This window comes from Ulvibacterium sp., from assembly GCF_028285715.1.
Taxonomy (GTDB): domain Bacteria; phylum Bacteroidota; class Bacteroidia; order Flavobacteriales; family Flavobacteriaceae; genus Ulvibacterium.
In genome coordinates this window covers 389,562-404,084 of sequence record NZ_JANQOO010000010.1, presented here as the reverse complement: position 1 = coordinate 404,084, position 14,523 = coordinate 389,562, and the positions used below count along the sequence as shown (strand labels likewise).

16 protein-coding genes are annotated in these 14,523 nt (G+C 42.0%); 8 read left to right on the top strand and 8 right to left on the bottom strand.

Annotation, left to right across the window (positions count from 1 at the left end):
• Positions 1 to 41 precede the first annotated feature (41 nt).
• From Q0993_RS05080 to Q0993_RS05045, 8 genes are all read left to right on the top strand, one after another.
• Positions 42 to 2,066 (top strand): S9 family peptidase, encoded by a 2,025-nt coding sequence (locus tag Q0993_RS05080; protein ID WP_299530287.1) that lies wholly within the window; start codon positions 42 to 44, stop codon positions 2,064 to 2,066.
• A 21-nt stretch (positions 2,067 to 2,087) separates the two neighbouring features.
• A complete protein-coding gene (locus Q0993_RS05075) occupies positions 2,088 to 3,218 on the top strand; it encodes an AraC family transcriptional regulator (RefSeq protein WP_299530285.1) in 1,131 nt (376 codons plus the stop codon).
• Positions 3,219 to 3,307: 89 nt separating this feature from the next.
• Entirely contained in the window at positions 3,308 to 4,051 is a 744-nt protein-coding gene (locus Q0993_RS05070; RefSeq protein ID WP_299530283.1) for a CPBP family glutamic-type intramembrane protease, read from the top strand.
• 106 nt (positions 4,052 to 4,157) lie between these two features.
• Complete coding sequence (locus tag Q0993_RS05065) at positions 4,158 to 4,610, top strand: hypothetical protein (RefSeq protein ID WP_299530281.1); 453 nt, start codon at positions 4,158 to 4,160, stop codon at positions 4,608 to 4,610.
• A gap of 198 nt (positions 4,611 to 4,808) precedes the next feature.
• Positions 4,809 to 5,216, top strand: a complete 408-nt coding sequence (locus Q0993_RS05060; protein ID WP_299530279.1) for a DUF2141 domain-containing protein — start codon at positions 4,809 to 4,811, stop codon at positions 5,214 to 5,216.
• 122 nt (positions 5,217 to 5,338) lie between these two features.
• Positions 5,339 to 5,920, top strand: coding sequence for a TetR/AcrR family transcriptional regulator (locus Q0993_RS05055; RefSeq protein ID WP_299530277.1), 582 nt, complete (start codon positions 5,339 to 5,341; stop codon positions 5,918 to 5,920).
• Between the two features lie 52 nt (positions 5,921 to 5,972).
• A complete protein-coding gene (locus Q0993_RS05050; RefSeq protein ID WP_299530275.1) occupies positions 5,973 to 6,722 on the top strand; it encodes an SDR family oxidoreductase in 750 nt (249 codons plus the stop codon).
• A gap of 101 nt (positions 6,723 to 6,823) precedes the next feature.
• The gene (locus tag Q0993_RS05045) at positions 6,824 to 7,216 is read left to right on the top strand and encodes a DUF423 domain-containing protein (RefSeq protein ID WP_299530273.1); all 393 of its coding nucleotides are present in this window, start codon (positions 6,824 to 6,826) and stop codon (positions 7,214 to 7,216) included.
• Positions 7,217 to 7,244: 28 nt separating this feature from the next.
• Here the strand turns inward: Q0993_RS05045 and Q0993_RS05040 are convergent, their stop codons facing one another.
• From Q0993_RS05040 to Q0993_RS05005, 8 genes are all read right to left on the bottom strand, one after another.
• The gene (locus Q0993_RS05040) at positions 7,245 to 7,955 is read right to left on the bottom strand and encodes a hypothetical protein (RefSeq protein ID WP_299530271.1); all 711 of its coding nucleotides are present in this window, start codon (positions 7,953 to 7,955) and stop codon (positions 7,245 to 7,247) included.
• A gap of 18 nt (positions 7,956 to 7,973) precedes the next feature.
• On the bottom strand, positions 7,974 to 8,726 hold the full coding sequence (locus Q0993_RS05035; protein ID WP_299530269.1) for a DUF4097 family beta strand repeat-containing protein: 753 nt from the start codon (positions 8,724 to 8,726) through the stop codon (positions 7,974 to 7,976).
• A gap of 20 nt (positions 8,727 to 8,746) precedes the next feature.
• Entirely contained in the window at positions 8,747 to 9,541 is a 795-nt protein-coding gene (locus Q0993_RS05030) for a HEAT repeat domain-containing protein (RefSeq protein ID WP_299530267.1), read from the bottom strand.
• 2 nt (positions 9,542 to 9,543) lie between these two features.
• On the bottom strand, positions 9,544 to 10,065 hold the full coding sequence (locus Q0993_RS05025) for an RNA polymerase sigma factor (protein ID WP_299530265.1): 522 nt from the start codon (positions 10,063 to 10,065) through the stop codon (positions 9,544 to 9,546).
• A gap of 157 nt (positions 10,066 to 10,222) precedes the next feature.
• Positions 10,223 to 11,755, bottom strand: a complete 1,533-nt coding sequence (locus Q0993_RS05020) for a carboxypeptidase-like regulatory domain-containing protein (protein WP_299530263.1) — start codon at positions 11,753 to 11,755, stop codon at positions 10,223 to 10,225.
• Between the two features lie 116 nt (positions 11,756 to 11,871).
• The gene (locus Q0993_RS05015) at positions 11,872 to 12,021 is read right to left on the bottom strand and encodes a hypothetical protein (protein ID WP_299530261.1); all 150 of its coding nucleotides are present in this window, start codon (positions 12,019 to 12,021) and stop codon (positions 11,872 to 11,874) included.
• Between the two features lie 11 nt (positions 12,022 to 12,032).
• Positions 12,033 to 14,270: a ferrous iron transport protein B gene (gene feoB, locus Q0993_RS05010; protein ID WP_299530259.1), complete on the bottom strand. Its 2,238-nt coding sequence runs from the start codon at positions 14,268 to 14,270 to the stop codon at positions 12,033 to 12,035.
• Positions 14,267 to 14,512, bottom strand: coding sequence for a FeoA family protein (locus tag Q0993_RS05005; RefSeq protein ID WP_299530257.1), 246 nt, complete (start codon positions 14,510 to 14,512; stop codon positions 14,267 to 14,269). Before Q0993_RS05005 ends, feoB begins: the two co-directional genes overlap by 4 nt.
• Positions 14,513 to 14,523: the final 11 nt, after the last annotated feature.

The following is a 14,523-nucleotide window of genomic DNA, read 5'->3' as shown; positions in this document are numbered from 1 at the left end:
CTCATTCTGCTATTTTCATATAGAATTCAAATTGTTCTTTCATGCGCAAATTCTATTTTTTAGCTGTCTTTCTGGCCCTCTTCCAATCCTTGAAGGCCCAAAAACAAAACTTCTCATACACTGATATTTTTGACCTGCAATATGTATCCGACCCACAGATTTCCCCCAATGGAGAGTGGGTAGTCTATCGGAGAATGGATTTTGACATTATGGAAGATAAGGTTTTGGGCAATCTATGGATGGTGAGGAACGATGGTTCGGCACATCAAAAATTGACCACCAGGGAGGTTGGTGAATCCAATCCGCGCTGGTCGCCCCAAGGAGATCGTTTAGCCTTTGTAAGCAGTACGGAAGAGGGATCGGAGATTTATGTGTATTGGATAGCTTCGGGTAAAATTGCCAAACTTACCCAACTTCCCTTCAGCCCAAGTTCCTTAACATGGTCACCTAATGGTGGGCAGCTTGCCTTTTCCAGGAACGTAACAAAAGAACCGCCGGTTTTGGCCAAAATGCCCGAAAAACCCAAAGACGCAAAATGGGCGGAAAAACCAAGGATAACAGATAGATTGTACCATGAAGCGGACGGCCGGGGCTATATTGAGCCAGGATTCAATCATATTTTTGTGATTCCCTCCGATGGCGGTGCTCCAAGACAATTGACCTCTGGAGATTTCCATCACAGAGGCGCCCTTTCCTGGTCCAAGGATGGCCAACACATTTATTTTTCAGGGAATAGGAAGGAAGACTGGGAATACGACTTTCGGAATAGCGAGATTTATTCCGTGGGGGTCTACGATGGTCAAATCGATGCATTGACGGATAGGGATGGTCCGGATTATCATCCTGTTGTTTCTCCGGATGGTACAAAAATAGCCTATATCAGTGTCGAGGACAAAAGGCAGGCTTATCAAGTGCGTAGGCTCCATATCATGGATCGGGATGGAAGTAATCCAAAGGTGGTTTCCCAAAATTTGGATAGGACAGTTTCCAACCCGGTGTGGGATGAAAAGGGGAATGGTCTTTATTGTTCTTATGACGATAAAGGAAACACTAAAATTGCTTACGTCGCCTTGAATGGTAAGATGAGCAAACTTTTGGATAACCTGGGAGGCACCTCAATTGGCAGGCCCTATGCCGGAGGATCTTTTAGTGTGTCCCAGAACGGAACCATTGCCTATACCCAAACCCGGCCAGAATACCCTTCCGAGTTGGCGGTTTTGAAATCCAAGGCAAAAAACCCGACAAGGATTACTTCCCTGAATAAGGCCTTATTGGATTTCCGGAATTTAGGAAAGGTAGAGGAAATCTGGTATACATCCAGTTTTGACCAACGGGACATCCAGGGATGGGTGGTATACCCCCCGGATTACGACGCCTCCAAAAAGTACCCTTTCTTGGTTGAAAACCACGGAGGCCCTATTCTGAACTACGGGGACCGTTTTTCGGCAGAAATGCAATTGTATGCGGCTTCGGGGTACGTTGTTTTTTATCCAAACCCTCGGGGGAGTACCGGTTATGGTGAAGAATTCGCCAATTTGCTATACCGCAATTATCCGGGAGAGGATTATAATGATGTAATGGACGGAGTAGATTATTGCATCCAAAAGGGAATTGCCCATGAAGACCAGCTTTTTGTTACTGGAGGGAGCGCGGGGGGCATTATGTCTGCCTGGATGATAGGCAAGAACAACCGCTTTGAGGCGGCCGTAGTGGCCAAACCTGTAATGAATTGGATCAGCAAGACCTTGGTAGCCGATAATTATTTTCGCTATGCCAATAGCCGTTATCCGGGCCAACCTTGGGAAAGTTTTGAGACCTACTGGAAGTTTTCCCCGATTTCATTGGTGGGCAACGTAGAAACGCCAACCATGGTACTGGTTGGAATGGACGATTTGCGGACACCGCCCAGTGAGGCCAAACAGTTGTACCATGCGCTAAAACTGCGCAAAATTCCAACAGTATTGGTGGAAATACCGAATGCGAGCCATGGCATTGCCAATAGACCGAGCAATTTGATCACCAAGATAGCACATACCTTGGCCTGGTTTCAGAAATACCGGGAATAGGTTTGGGCAATAACTTTGAACATGGACCTGAAGTTGAATGCGATACTTTTGTTGCTTGTAGCGTTTCAGCTATTTTTTATCGCTATTTTTTCACTGTCCAACAAAAAGGGCAAAAGGACAAGTAATCTTTTACTTGGTACTTTTTTCCTCATATTGGCCATTAACACCACAGATATTCTATTGCAAATACAGGATATTTGGTTCTTTTTTCCGCTGATTTTACTACTGGATGATTCTTTTTTATTGCTTTTCGGACCATTGATTTATTTCTATACCCGGTCTTGTTTGGATGAACATTTTACACTTCTTAAAAAATGGGCTCACTTTATTCCTTTTGTTGCATGTTTGTTAGGGTTGTTCATTTTATATACAACGGTAGCGGTACCATTTAACGATTCGCTGGAAACTATAAGCAAGGCCAACCTTCCAAAAGGAGCCATAGTATTTGTAGTCGTCGCCTACCTACATGGGGGAATCTACTTGTGGCTGTCAAAACGTATTGTGGCCCTACACAGTGAAACCATGAAAGACTACCATTCCAATCTAGCCAGGATTAACTTGGATTGGCTGCATTTTATGATAAACTCATTTATCGGACTATGGGTGTTGGGCGTTTTGCTGACCATAGTTCCCTATACTTCCTACAGACCCTACATAAATAGCTTATTGCTCGGCTTTATAGTGTTCCTTTTTTACTTCATCAACAGGGCAATTTTTAAAGCTTTAAAGCACTCCGAATTACTTTCCGGTGATCCATTTTCAACCCAAAACAAAAAGAAGTATTCCGGATCAACCTTGTCTGTGGATAAACAAAATAGGTTCAGGGAAGCTTTGCTTTTCCAAATGGAAACGGAAAAACGCTACCTAAATCCTGATCTTACCTTAAATGATCTGGCCAGCATTTTGGATCTTCCGCCTAAGGAGCTTTCTCAGATTATTAACCAATCTTTCAAAAAACATTTTTTCGATTTTGTAAACTCGTACAGAATTGATGAGGCCAAAAAATTACTTCGGGACACCCAAAACAGTATGACCATACAGGAGGTGATGTATTCCGTGGGTTTTTCCTCCAAATCTTCCTTCAACACGATCTTTAAAAAGAAGACCAATCAGACACCTTCCGAATTTAGACTTTCTTCAGCCATAAAATAAATTGTAAAAAGGGTTCGCCTTCCTGAAGTAAAACCATTCCCCGGAATTTCACTTCTACTTTTATGACATAGCCTAAAAAGTAAGAAGATATGGACCATCAATTCTGGGATACGCTAAGGGATAAATTGGGAAGGCATTTGAAGTCCAATAAATCCGCAACTTTGATAGAAATTTTACTCATTTTTGGAATCGTTTTTTTGATTATCCGGATGATTGTACCCTTTTTTAAAGGGAATCAATTTATGCAACAGGGCGTTGTATGGTTGGCCAATGTACTTATGATCGCCCTGGTGTTTTTCGGGCAATGGCTAAGGAGAGCAAATTTTGGTGACCTAGGACTGGTATTGCCGATCTGGAGTTCAAAAACATACCTAAAAATGGTTTTGTGGTCCTTGTTCCTATTCGTCATCACCCTTTTAAGTTTTGTACTGGGGTCCATTGTCATGTCCGTGTTGACTGTAGCCCCCGCTCAACCCGATGTTGAGGGTTATCAATACCTAAAGGAAAACCCATGGGCATTTATGGTCTCCCTATTGGGAATTTACCTTGTGTCTTCCTTTGGGGAGGAATTGGTATATCGTGGATTTTTAATTCAACGTATTTCATGGTTGCTAGAAGGAACAAAATTCCAGAGGACCTATGCGATTCTGATTAGCGCACTGGTTTTTTGTTTGGCCCACTACAGCTGGGGGGTATCAGGAATGGTACAAACGGGCTTTATGGGGTTGGTGTTGGGAACTTTTCATATACGGTATAAGAACAGGATGATTGTCCTAATTTTGGCGCACGCCTATATGGATACCCTTTTGTTGGGCAGTATTTATTTCAGCTGATATGGAATATACAGGATGGGATGTTTCCATATAAGGCGTAATTTAAGCCTTTCGAAAATTTTTATTCACTTGGATCGTTTGTAATTTAGGAAACGCAAGTAACGGTATGGGAATAAAAAGGCGACATCGATTTTGGAACGTAGTGGTGGTCATTACCGTGATTGTCTGCGTGCTTGCCCTTACGGCACATTATAAAAATTGGATCAGGACCAATACCAATGACATTCAGATACTCTCCGGATTTTATTACAACAAAATAAAATTTTCGGAGCTTGACAGTGTATTGATGGTGGAAAAAATTCCTCCAATGGAACGCCTTAACGGTTTTTCGGCCCTGGAGAGGGAAAAAGGAATGTTTAGGGAATTCAAGGATTCCCTTACGGACAAGAAGGTGTACGTATATGTGGACCATATTCCTAACCCCAAGATAAAACTGGTGTATAAGGATTCGTTAAAGCTTTTTATGAACTTAAGGGATTCTTTGGAAAATGAAAAAATGTACCATTTTCTAAAGAATAAAAAGGACAGCCTACCTCTACAATTTTCATCCAAAAAGTGAGTTTATGAGCCTTGGAGTTCCTATTTTTGGGCTAATGAAATGAGCATAAATAAAATTATTTTTTGCATACTAATGGAAATAATTAATTTTTTTGTGCAAACCTGCCCGCCAACTGTGAAAATATTAATGGCAAGCGGTTGATTTAAGCGGAAAAATTTTATTAAACCAACTATTGAGAGGATAAAAATTTTTAAGTAAATGAAAAAAAGGTTTTTGGTCTTTGTGCTATTACCGATTTTTGGCCTGGCCCAAAATCGCCTCTCTATCTCCGTAGAAGGGGTAAAAACATCGGATGGCAAGATAAGTGTGGCCATCTATGACAGTGAAAATGGCTTTCTTGAGTTTGAGGGAGTTTATAAATTTGATAGTACCAAGGCACAGAAAGGCACCACGGAACTTTCTATTGAGAGTCTTCCGCCAGGGAAATACGCCGTGGCCATTTTTCATGACGAGAATAGTAATGATGTACTTGATCGCAACTGGTTGGGTATCCCAAAGGAGAAGATTGGCTTTTCCAATGCCAAGATGAAAACCTTTGGCCCTCCCAGCTTCGCCGAATGCGCATTTGAACTTCGCTCCGATAAGGAAATCACAGTAATACTTTAGGAAATCGCGGTAGGGTTAAACTACTGTCCGCAAATCTTGTGTTATGGCAATGATTAAAAATTTGTTAAATACTTTTATGAAACGATTGTTACAATATATATTTGTGTATTCATAAAACAAAAATGCCAAGGATCACCGAATTTAACGAGGAAAAAGTACTGCAGAACGCTATGTACGTTTTTTGGGAGAAGGGCTATAATGGGACTTCCATGCAGGATTTGGTGGATGCCACAGGCCTAAATCGTTCCAGTATATACAATTCGTTTGGTTCAAAGTCGGAACTTTATCGCATTACCCTGTCCCGTTATCAAAGGGAAACGGGTGGAATCTTTCAAAAAGCGCTTATTAAGGCCAAGACCCCCCTAGAGGCCATACGACTTGTTTTTGAAGGCTTCCTTCCAGAGATAGTCGGCGATGATAAGGGCAAGGGCTGTTTTGTGATGAACTGTAAAGCGGAGATGGGCAATCAGGACCGAGACATTAAAGAGTGGCTTTTGGATACCCAGGAACAAACACTGTCCACTTTTCAGAACTTGATACGGGAGGGTCAGGAGCAAGGCATTATCAACAAAAAACAGGATTGTAGAAGTTATGCTTATTTTGTATTCAATGCGTTTCAAGGTTTCCGAATGACCGGAATATTAATCAAGGATAAAAAAGTACTTCAACAGATAATAGATAATACGCTTACTGTAATAACTTAAATTTTTTTAACCATTTTTGAAACGATTGTTTCAAAATAAATTTTTAACTAAAATGAATAAATTCAACAACAAAGTAGTAGTGATTTCCGGTGGAAATTCCGGAATAGGTTTAGAGGCCGTTAAAGGCTTTTTGAACGAAGGCGCAAAGGTGGTGTTTTCAGGGCGAAGACAAGAAGCCCTGGATGAGGTGGCCCAAAGCCTTGAAGGGGACTTTAAGGCAGTTTTGGCCGATCAATCCAAACCCCAGGATAATGAAAAGCTGATTCAGGAGGCCATTGATACGTATGGCAAAATCGATGTGCTCTTTGCAAACGCCGGGGTAGCCTACTTTACCCCTGCGGATCAAATTGATGAAGACCATTTTGATTCTCAATTCGATATCAACATCAAGGGACCCGCTTTTTTGACCAAGTATGCCATACCTCATTTGAATGACGGCGGGAGCATAATCTTCAATACCTCTATCGTGCATCAAAAGGGATTTGAAGGTGCTGCGGTCTATAGCGCTACCAAAGGTGCCCTACGAGCTTACGCCCGGGTACTTACCACCGAACTCGCGCCACGCCAAATCCGTATTAATTCCATAGCTCCTGGACCAATTGCCACCCCAATTTATGACAAAATGGGAATGCCCCAGGAAGTGGTCAGTGAAATGGGGCAAGGTTTTGCCGCGGCTAATCCCCTAAAACGTTTCGGTAGCCCCAAGGAGATAGCCGATGCCGTTTTGTTTCTAGCTTCTGAAGAGGCCAGTTATGTAAATGGTATAGAGTTGTCCGTTGATGGTGGGTTGAGCCAAATTTAAGGGCATAATTTCATAACTACGTACAAAGCCTGTTGGGATGATTTCCTTACGGGCTTTTTATAATGGGGTAATCCGATTGTCTGGCTATCTTTGTCCAGATTATGGAGACAATTTTTCTAGTTCAGGTCATGGGATCCCTTTACGGACTGTTGGCCGTTGTGTTTGGGGCTTTTGGGGCGCATGCCCTCAAGAAATCCTTTACGGAGGAACAGCTAAAAAGCTTTGAAACCGGTGTTAAGTATCAGATGTATCACGCACTTCTTTTGATTGTTTTGGGCTTCAATTTTGGATTCACCTCTGCTTTGGAAAGCTATATTGCCCATTGTATTATTTGGGGCACCTTTCTTTTTTCATTCAGTATTTATGGGCTTACATTGAGTGCCTCCCAAGGGAGAAAGTGGCGTTTTTTGGGTCCCATTACTCCCTTGGGAGGATTATTGTTGGTTATTGGGTGGGGCCTGTTGTTGTATTCATTTGTAAAAAACCTGTTTTAAGGGCCAAATCTTTGTTTCGTTTAGCGGATTACAACCTCAAATACATATTCCCATTAATCGTATTTAGGCGCAAACTGTTGCTGCCACTGGCCGTACAGCCCATTATTTTCTGACCTACGTGACGGTCGGTAGATTTGAACTTTAACTTTTCATCAGCATAAATATCCCCATGGATGGTCTCGGCAACCAAATCGGCATCGATCATTTTAAGGTCAATTTCCCCGTTAATGGTACTTAGATCAAGGTCTCCGGCATAGTTAGCAATTTCAATGTCCCCATTGATCAGGTCCGCGGTGAAATCGCCCTCAATCACTTCTGACTTCAGGTTTCCGTTAATACTACTGATTTTGACCCGGGCATTTTTAGGGACATAGAGTACATAATTGAATTCATACAGATCCCCGGTGTTGTAGCAGTATTTTCTTCTATTGGGATTGTTTTTGATACAATCCTCACGATACGCCTTAAACATAGGTTCGGCTTCCGAAGTAATGGCTATCCGTGTATCGCTTGCGCTTACATCCAAATTGTAAAGATCTTGGAATTTTTCGTCCTCGGTATGGATGTCCGCTTTAAAATAGACCGAAGATTTGTCCCACGACTTTACTTCTATCATAGAAGCAAATTTCACATCCATGTCTATGTATTGATTTTTATAATCTATATTCTTTTCTATAATTTTCTGTGCACCGAGCTGTAGGCTGATTAGGCCTAGCAATACTATTGTTATTTTTTTCATGACTGTTCTATTTTTTGATTACTTCTTTCTGAGATAAATGTTTCCGTTAGTAGTGCTTAATTTAATATCCACGCCTCCGTTATTGACCGATCCCTTCACCTTTTTGGAGGCAATGGCCTTGAGGCCATCCTTGTCCGGTAGGCTAATTTCAAAGTTGGTATAAATGGATCCGTTGACCGTACCTAGATTAAAATCAGCCGGTGTATTTTCCGGCATGGTAATATCCAACACCCCATTGGTGGAATAGATGGTTATCGGCGAATTTTGGCTCACTTTTGTGAACTGCACCGCCACTTCGCCATTTAAGGTATTTGCGGTCAAAGGCCCGCTTACGTCCTCAATTCTAATGCTCCCGTTCAATTCCGCGGTTGCTTCTATCTCCCCTCGGAACCCTGAAATTTTGATACTACCTTGCCAGTTGGTTCTTACGGAGATGTTTTGCTTTGCCGGTAAATAGATTTCGGCGCGTTCCGATTTTCTCAGGTTTCTTACCAGGAGATCATTTCCTTCTTGGATAACATAAAACCCAACATCCGTGTTATCCGAACCACTTTCCCCCACTAGGCGCAATCCCTTGGCCCTTTCGGGAATTTTATAGGATGGTCCGCCCTTGATTAAAAGTTGGTCACTGTCATGTGTTTTTACCACAATGTCATTTTTGGATTCGACCTTTACCCATTCTATCCCGTTCAGGGATTTTGTGTAATCCTCTTGCGCCCATATTCCGGTGCAAATAAAGCTTAGTAAAAATGTGATTTTAAGTAATTTCATGATACTTCGTTTTTTGATGTTTATATAATACTTGGTAATAGTGATTCAATTTGTTCCTTAACAAAAGGTTGGGTTTCGTCCTGTTGCATTAACTCTTTTAAGGGCGTTACCGCCTTCTTTTCCTGGATACGGACCAAGGTTTGGATAATCGCAATTTGTATTCCGGGATCCTTTTCTACTTTTAATGCTTTGATAAATGCATTTTTTACGATTTCCGAAGCCGTAAATTTTTCCAATGCTTCCACCGAAGCCATCCGTACATTGGTGTTTTCGTCGTGCAACATCCTGTCCGTCAATGCTCTTACGATAGTCTCGTCAGGATTTCCAAACGCATCGATATAATTGACCCCTTGAATGCGCCTACTGGCCGACTTGTTCTCCATAAGGGAAAGCATGGCCGTTTGTCTCAATTCCAGGCCCTCTTCCTGTAAGGCGGCTATTTCCATATGGGATTGACGTTCTTGCAGATATTGGCCCAGTAGAAATGAACCTACCAGGGCCGCTATACTGGCAGCCACTTTTAAGAAGTTCTCCCAACCGGGTCTTGTAGAGGGTTCCTTGGAGTTTAGGGGGACAACCTTTTCGGCTTTCCGCTTTTCTTGCTCCAAAAGTTCCAGAAAACTGGCCTCCACCCGATGTGATGGTACCGCCACTTCTTCGTTTGCAAAGGCATCAAAAAGGGTTTTCAGTTGCTCCAATTCTTCTCTGCATTCGGGACATTCCTTTAAATAAGCCTCCACTTTTTGCTCCAGAACGGGATCTAAAACTCCATCTAGATAGTCCGGAAGTAAATCAATAACCTGCTTTTTGTCCATCGTCATAAATTTTCAAAATAGATTGTTTTCAATTTTTTTAGGGCCCGGCTCACCTTTGTCTTTACGGCTCCTTCTGTACTGCCTACTATTTGGGCCAATTCGGCATACTTAATTTCTTGAAACCGATTTAAGACCAACAGTTCCTTATCGGAGGGGTTCAGCTTATCCAAGGCTTTTTGCAAATGGGTATAGTCTTCCTTGGGTACTTCGTTGTCCAATAATCGATAGGAAACATCATCCAAATCGTCATGGTGCAACACGTTTTTTTTAAGGTGTTTTTTGAGACAATTTCTCGCAATGGTAAACATCCATGAGACAAACTTTCCATTTTTATAGGATGCCCTATACCGCATTATGTTATAAAAGACTTCCTGTGTAACATCTTCGCTCAACATCTTGTCCCTACACATCTTGTATAGAAAGTTATAGACGTGAAGGTGATGTCTTTTAAAAAGAATCTTCAATAGGTCCAGGTCCCCTTGGGCTACCATGCCCATGATTATCTCGTCTGTCTGCTCCTTCAAAAGAGAAAGTCTTTAGGTAACGTTCAATACTATATAGCAGGAAAAATACAAAAGGTTACATCTCCAGAGGCAAAAATTGACCTTTTGCGAAGAATACCTCATGAGATGGAGGGATAAGCGTTAAAGGCAGGGACGGGTCTGTTCGGTACAGGGCCTGTTATTCCTCCAGTTCAGCTTCGGAAACAAATTCCTTTATGGCGGTGTTGGGTTCTATAATATCATACCCGGACCAGAATTCCGGATTGTAATTGGGCATATAGGTAGGCAATATGGAATTGTCTTCCTTAAGGTTTTCATATTGGGTCTCGTTTATAGGGTCTACATCAAAAACAACCAGCTCATACCGATTTTTGCCACTGACTGCGACATCGATTTTTAGGGAAAGCTCATTTTGCTTTCGGCGGCCACGAACGTTTTTATTTTTTTCTATTATTTTCAAAGGTCTCTTAAAGCCTATATTGTTTCCCTTGGTTATTTCGTAGTAACGCAATTGATATTTGCCGTCCTTTCCTTTAGAAAAGATCATTCTGCCCTCGGCAAGATATTCGTTGAAGGAAACGCCCAAAAGATTAAATTTCCGTAAGATATCCACATTTTCAAAATCCAAACGGATAATGGCAAAATCATCGGAGTTGATATAAAGCCTACCCTTAAATTCCTCGGAGCCCTCTGGTTCAAAGCGCAATACGTAAACGGCATCATCCCCTAGGTAGGTATACTCTTCCAAAGTAAGACTATAGCGTCTTGGTTTAAAGACCACATTATAATCGGAATCTTTGAAAATGGGAAGGTTTTTGTAGAGATTGCCCAAAGTGCGGCGTTTATAATTGGCAAAGAACTTTTTGCGTTCTTGCTCATTTTCCTGGGTTTTCTTTAAGTGTTCGTTCAACGCTTCCACATCACTGGAATCTACCTCGGTCTCAAAAAGTTCATCGGCATCCACTTTTGTACCGAACAAACCGGATTTAATTTTAAAATAGGAATCTGTTTTTATGTTTTCCTTTACTATGGCATTGAACTTCTTTTCCAAGGTCTCCGCATCCAGGGTCTTGCTTTTGTCGTACAGTTCGGATGCCTTTATAATGGCCAACTTTTGTTCCTTGGCCTTATTGCCTCCATAAAGGTCGCCCAACATTTCGGTATAATAACTGTTGTTTTTGGGGAAGGTATTTTTTACGCTATCCAAAAAGTTGGTATTGAATGCGGGAATGGTTGATTTCTTTAGCACATAATCACCCTTTACAATGTTTTGGTGATAGGATTCCCTAAGGAACAATCGCTTCTTGGTAAGTTCCAGATGATAATTTTTTTCCAGGTTTTTTTTCACCTCATCCAAAATTTCCCGGGGGGTATAGTTTTTGTTGGAAACGATAACCTCCTTCAGTTCTATGGCCTTGGGCTTTAGGTAAATGGTGGTCTCTTTAAACTCCGAAATGGGCTTTCCAATGGATTCATAGCCTATGCAGGAAATAAACAGGGAATCCGAAGCTTGTATGTTTTCCTCCAGACGAAATGAAAAGCGTCCCTCCTCATTGGTAATCATTCCGCGCTTTTTCAATTGCACGGTTACGTAGGGAACGGGTTTTGAAGTGGTGGAATCCAAAATCCTTGCACTTAGGATCTGGGCACTGGAACTTGCTATGCCGAGGAGCAAAAAAATAAGGGTAAACGCTAATGCTACTTTGCCCATGTAAAATCAACTTTCCGACAAACTAAAGCATAGTACCGAGGAAAACCATACTTTTTAGGATTTTTTTGGCTGGATTTATTGTTTTTTTAACAGGAATACGACAAGCGTAAAGACACTCAATGGCATCCACAATCATTTTGCCCGCAGGCACTTTTCTTACCTTTTTTTGAAGCGAAAATGGACTTGGGCAAGAGAAATTTATAAACAAGGTAGCCCACGGCCAAGGCCAGGGTAATATACACCAAGATGAGTTGAAGATACTCCATTTTCCGAAACCCTATTTTATAAACTGATAGGCGATTAAGGCAACAAGATACGCAAAAAAGCTCATAGACAGCAATTGTAATATGGGCCATTTCCAACTATTGGTCTCCCGTTTTACAATGGCCAAAGTACTCATACATTGCATGGCAAAGGCGTAGAACAGTAAAATTGAAATGCCTGAGGCCAAGTTAAAGAGGGGCTTTTTAGTCCTGGGATTTACTTCCACCGCCATACGGGTTTTTATGGTCTCTTCTTCATCACTACCTACGCTGTAGATGGTGGCCAGGGTCCCCACAAATACTTCGCGTGCGGCAAAGGAGGTAAGGAGGGCGATTCCTATTTTCCAATCGTAGCCCAAAGGTCTCACCAAGGGTTCAATGGCCTTTCCCATTTGCCCAATGTAGGAATGCTCCAGTTTATGGCTTGCTATTTCCTGTTCAACGGCCCTTTGCTCCAAATCTAGGGTTATGGCCGCCAGGGAATCCTGCATAGTATTTAGGCTTATGGCGCGTTCGGTATCGATGACGCTGACCGGGGTAGAATTTTTATACTCGTTTAACTTGCGTTCCATATAGCCTAGACTGTATGCGGACAAGCCCTCTTTTTCAATACGCTGCTTTACTATGGTCTCTGCATTTTCAAATTGCTCCGAATACCCATTGGAACCTAAAAACCAAAGCACTATAGATATGGCCAGGATTATTTTTCCAGCTCCCAAGACAAAGCTTTTGGTCTTTTCCCATACGGTGTAAACTACGTTTTTAAGTAAGGGCATTTTGTAACTGGGCATCTCCACTACAAAAAAAGTTCTACTTTTTATTTTTAGGATTTTGTTCAATATCATAGCGGCGAATACGGCCGTCCCAAAACCGAGCAGATATAGTAACATTAATGTTAAGGGTTGATAACCCAATCCCAAGAAGCGCCCTTCCGGGATAACAAGTGCAATGATGATGAGGTAAATGGGCAATCTTGCCGAGCAGGTGGTAAACGGAACCACCAGAATGGTTATCAGCCTCTCTTTCCAATTCTCAATGGTACGGGTGGCCATGACCGCGGGAATGGCACAGGCGGTCCCTGAAATCAAGGGAACGACACTTTTCCCACTTAGACCAAAGGGGCGCATTAGCCGATCCATTAAAAAAACCACACGGCTCATATATCCTGATTCCTCCAAAAGGGAAATGAAGAGAAATAAAAAAGCGATTTGAGGAATGAATATCACGATACCTCCAATACCGGCCAATATGCCTTCGGCGATTAAATCGGTGAATGCCCCTTCCGGCAACGTATTTTTAACCCATTCACTGGCGGATGCAAATAACTCATCAATAAGATCCTGGGGATATGTGCTCCAATCAAAAATGGCCTGAAAAATGGTCAGGAGGATGGCGAAGAAAATAATATACCCAAAGACCTTATGGGTCAATATTCGATCTAGAGTCGCACGGAAGCCTTTGGCCGCATTGCTATCTACTTTATAGGTTTCCTTAAGTATGCCATTTATGAATTGATATCGAAGAATGGTCTCCTTTTGCTGAAGCCGTTTTAATTCGGATTTTGATTTGACCGCAAAGGTGGCTGCATTTTTTAGGGACTGTTTTTCAATAGGCATAAAGTTTACATCCTGTGTAATCACCAGCCAAAGTTTGTACAGATCTTCGTTGGGGAATGCATTTTTTAATCGCTCAAAATAGTCTTTGGATATCACCGTGATGTCCACGTTAGGAGAAGACGGTAAGCTTTTATAATCCGTGATCAGCTCTTTTAGACGGTCAATACCGGTACCCTTTCGCGTACTTATCAAGGCTATTTTGGTCTGCAGCTTTTCCTCGAGCAAAGGAACGTCAATGGTGATTCCCTTCCTAGACATCCGGTCGGACATATTGATGACCAATATCGTGGGGATTTTGAGATCCTTGATTTGCGTGAACAGGAATAAATTCCTTTTAAGATTCTCCACATCAGAAATCACGATAGCCAAATCTGGATGATCCTTGTCATTTTTGTTGAGGAGTAGTTCTACCGCCACACTCTCGTCTAAAGAAGTAGTATTAAGACTATAAGTGCCGGGGAGATCTAGGATATGGGCCTTTACGCCTCTGGGCAGTTTGCAGATACCTTCCTTTTTTTCAACGGTGATACCTGGGTAGTTCCCCACTTTTTGATTAAGACCTGTAAGCTGATTGAAGACCGATGTTTTCCCCGTATTGGGGTTACCGATAAGCGCTACTTTGATTTGCTTGCTCATACCGTAGAAACATCATCCAGAATTTCCAATTCAATTTGAAGCGCCACGGAACGCCGTATGGCAATGTGCGACCCATTTACATTGATGTAGATGGGGTCTCTTAGGGGAGCTACCTGCAACAGTTCGATTTGATTTCCGGGCAGACACCCCAGTTCCAGCAATTTAATGGGAAGGATATCCTTCTCAAATTCCTTGATAATCCCTTTTTGTCCTTGCTTGAGATGTGCTACGGTAATGGCCAACCTTATTTAGA

What these genes read in the sequence shown, in the direction of transcription:
- Q0993_RS05060 (WP_299530279.1), top strand. Translation starts at nt 4,809, where the DNA reads ATGAAAAAAAGGTTTTTGGTCTTTGTGCTATTACCGATTTTTGGCCTG.
- Q0993_RS05055 (WP_299530277.1), top strand. Translation starts at nt 5,339, where the DNA reads ATGCCAAGGATCACCGAATTTAACGAGGAAAAAGTACTGCAGAACGCT.
- feoB (WP_299530259.1), bottom strand. Translation starts at nt 14,270, where the DNA reads ATGAGCAAGCAAATCAAAGTAGCGCTTATCGGTAACCCCAATACGGGG.
- Q0993_RS05045 (WP_299530273.1), top strand. Translation starts at nt 6,824, where the DNA reads ATGGAGACAATTTTTCTAGTTCAGGTCATGGGATCCCTTTACGGACTG.
- Q0993_RS05015 (WP_299530261.1), bottom strand. Translation starts at nt 12,021, where the DNA reads ATGGAGTATCTTCAACTCATCTTGGTGTATATTACCCTGGCCTTGGCC.
- Q0993_RS05030 (WP_299530267.1), bottom strand. Translation starts at nt 9,541, where the DNA reads ATGGACAAAAAGCAGGTTATTGATTTACTTCCGGACTATCTAGATGGA.
- Q0993_RS05035 (WP_299530269.1), bottom strand. Translation starts at nt 8,726, where the DNA reads ATGAAATTACTTAAAATCACATTTTTACTAAGCTTTATTTGCACCGGA.
- Q0993_RS05020 (WP_299530263.1), bottom strand. Translation starts at nt 11,755, where the DNA reads ATGGGCAAAGTAGCATTAGCGTTTACCCTTATTTTTTTGCTCCTCGGC.
- Q0993_RS05070 (WP_299530283.1), top strand. Translation starts at nt 3,308, where the DNA reads ATGGACCATCAATTCTGGGATACGCTAAGGGATAAATTGGGAAGGCAT.
- Q0993_RS05040 (WP_299530271.1), bottom strand. Translation starts at nt 7,955, where the DNA reads ATGAAAAAAATAACAATAGTATTGCTAGGCCTAATCAGCCTACAGCTC.
- Q0993_RS05080 (WP_299530287.1), top strand. Translation starts at nt 42, where the DNA reads ATGCGCAAATTCTATTTTTTAGCTGTCTTTCTGGCCCTCTTCCAATCC.
- Q0993_RS05075 (WP_299530285.1), top strand. Translation starts at nt 2,088, where the DNA reads ATGGACCTGAAGTTGAATGCGATACTTTTGTTGCTTGTAGCGTTTCAG.
- Q0993_RS05050 (WP_299530275.1), top strand. Translation starts at nt 5,973, where the DNA reads ATGAATAAATTCAACAACAAAGTAGTAGTGATTTCCGGTGGAAATTCC.
- Q0993_RS05065 (WP_299530281.1), top strand. Translation starts at nt 4,158, where the DNA reads ATGGGAATAAAAAGGCGACATCGATTTTGGAACGTAGTGGTGGTCATT.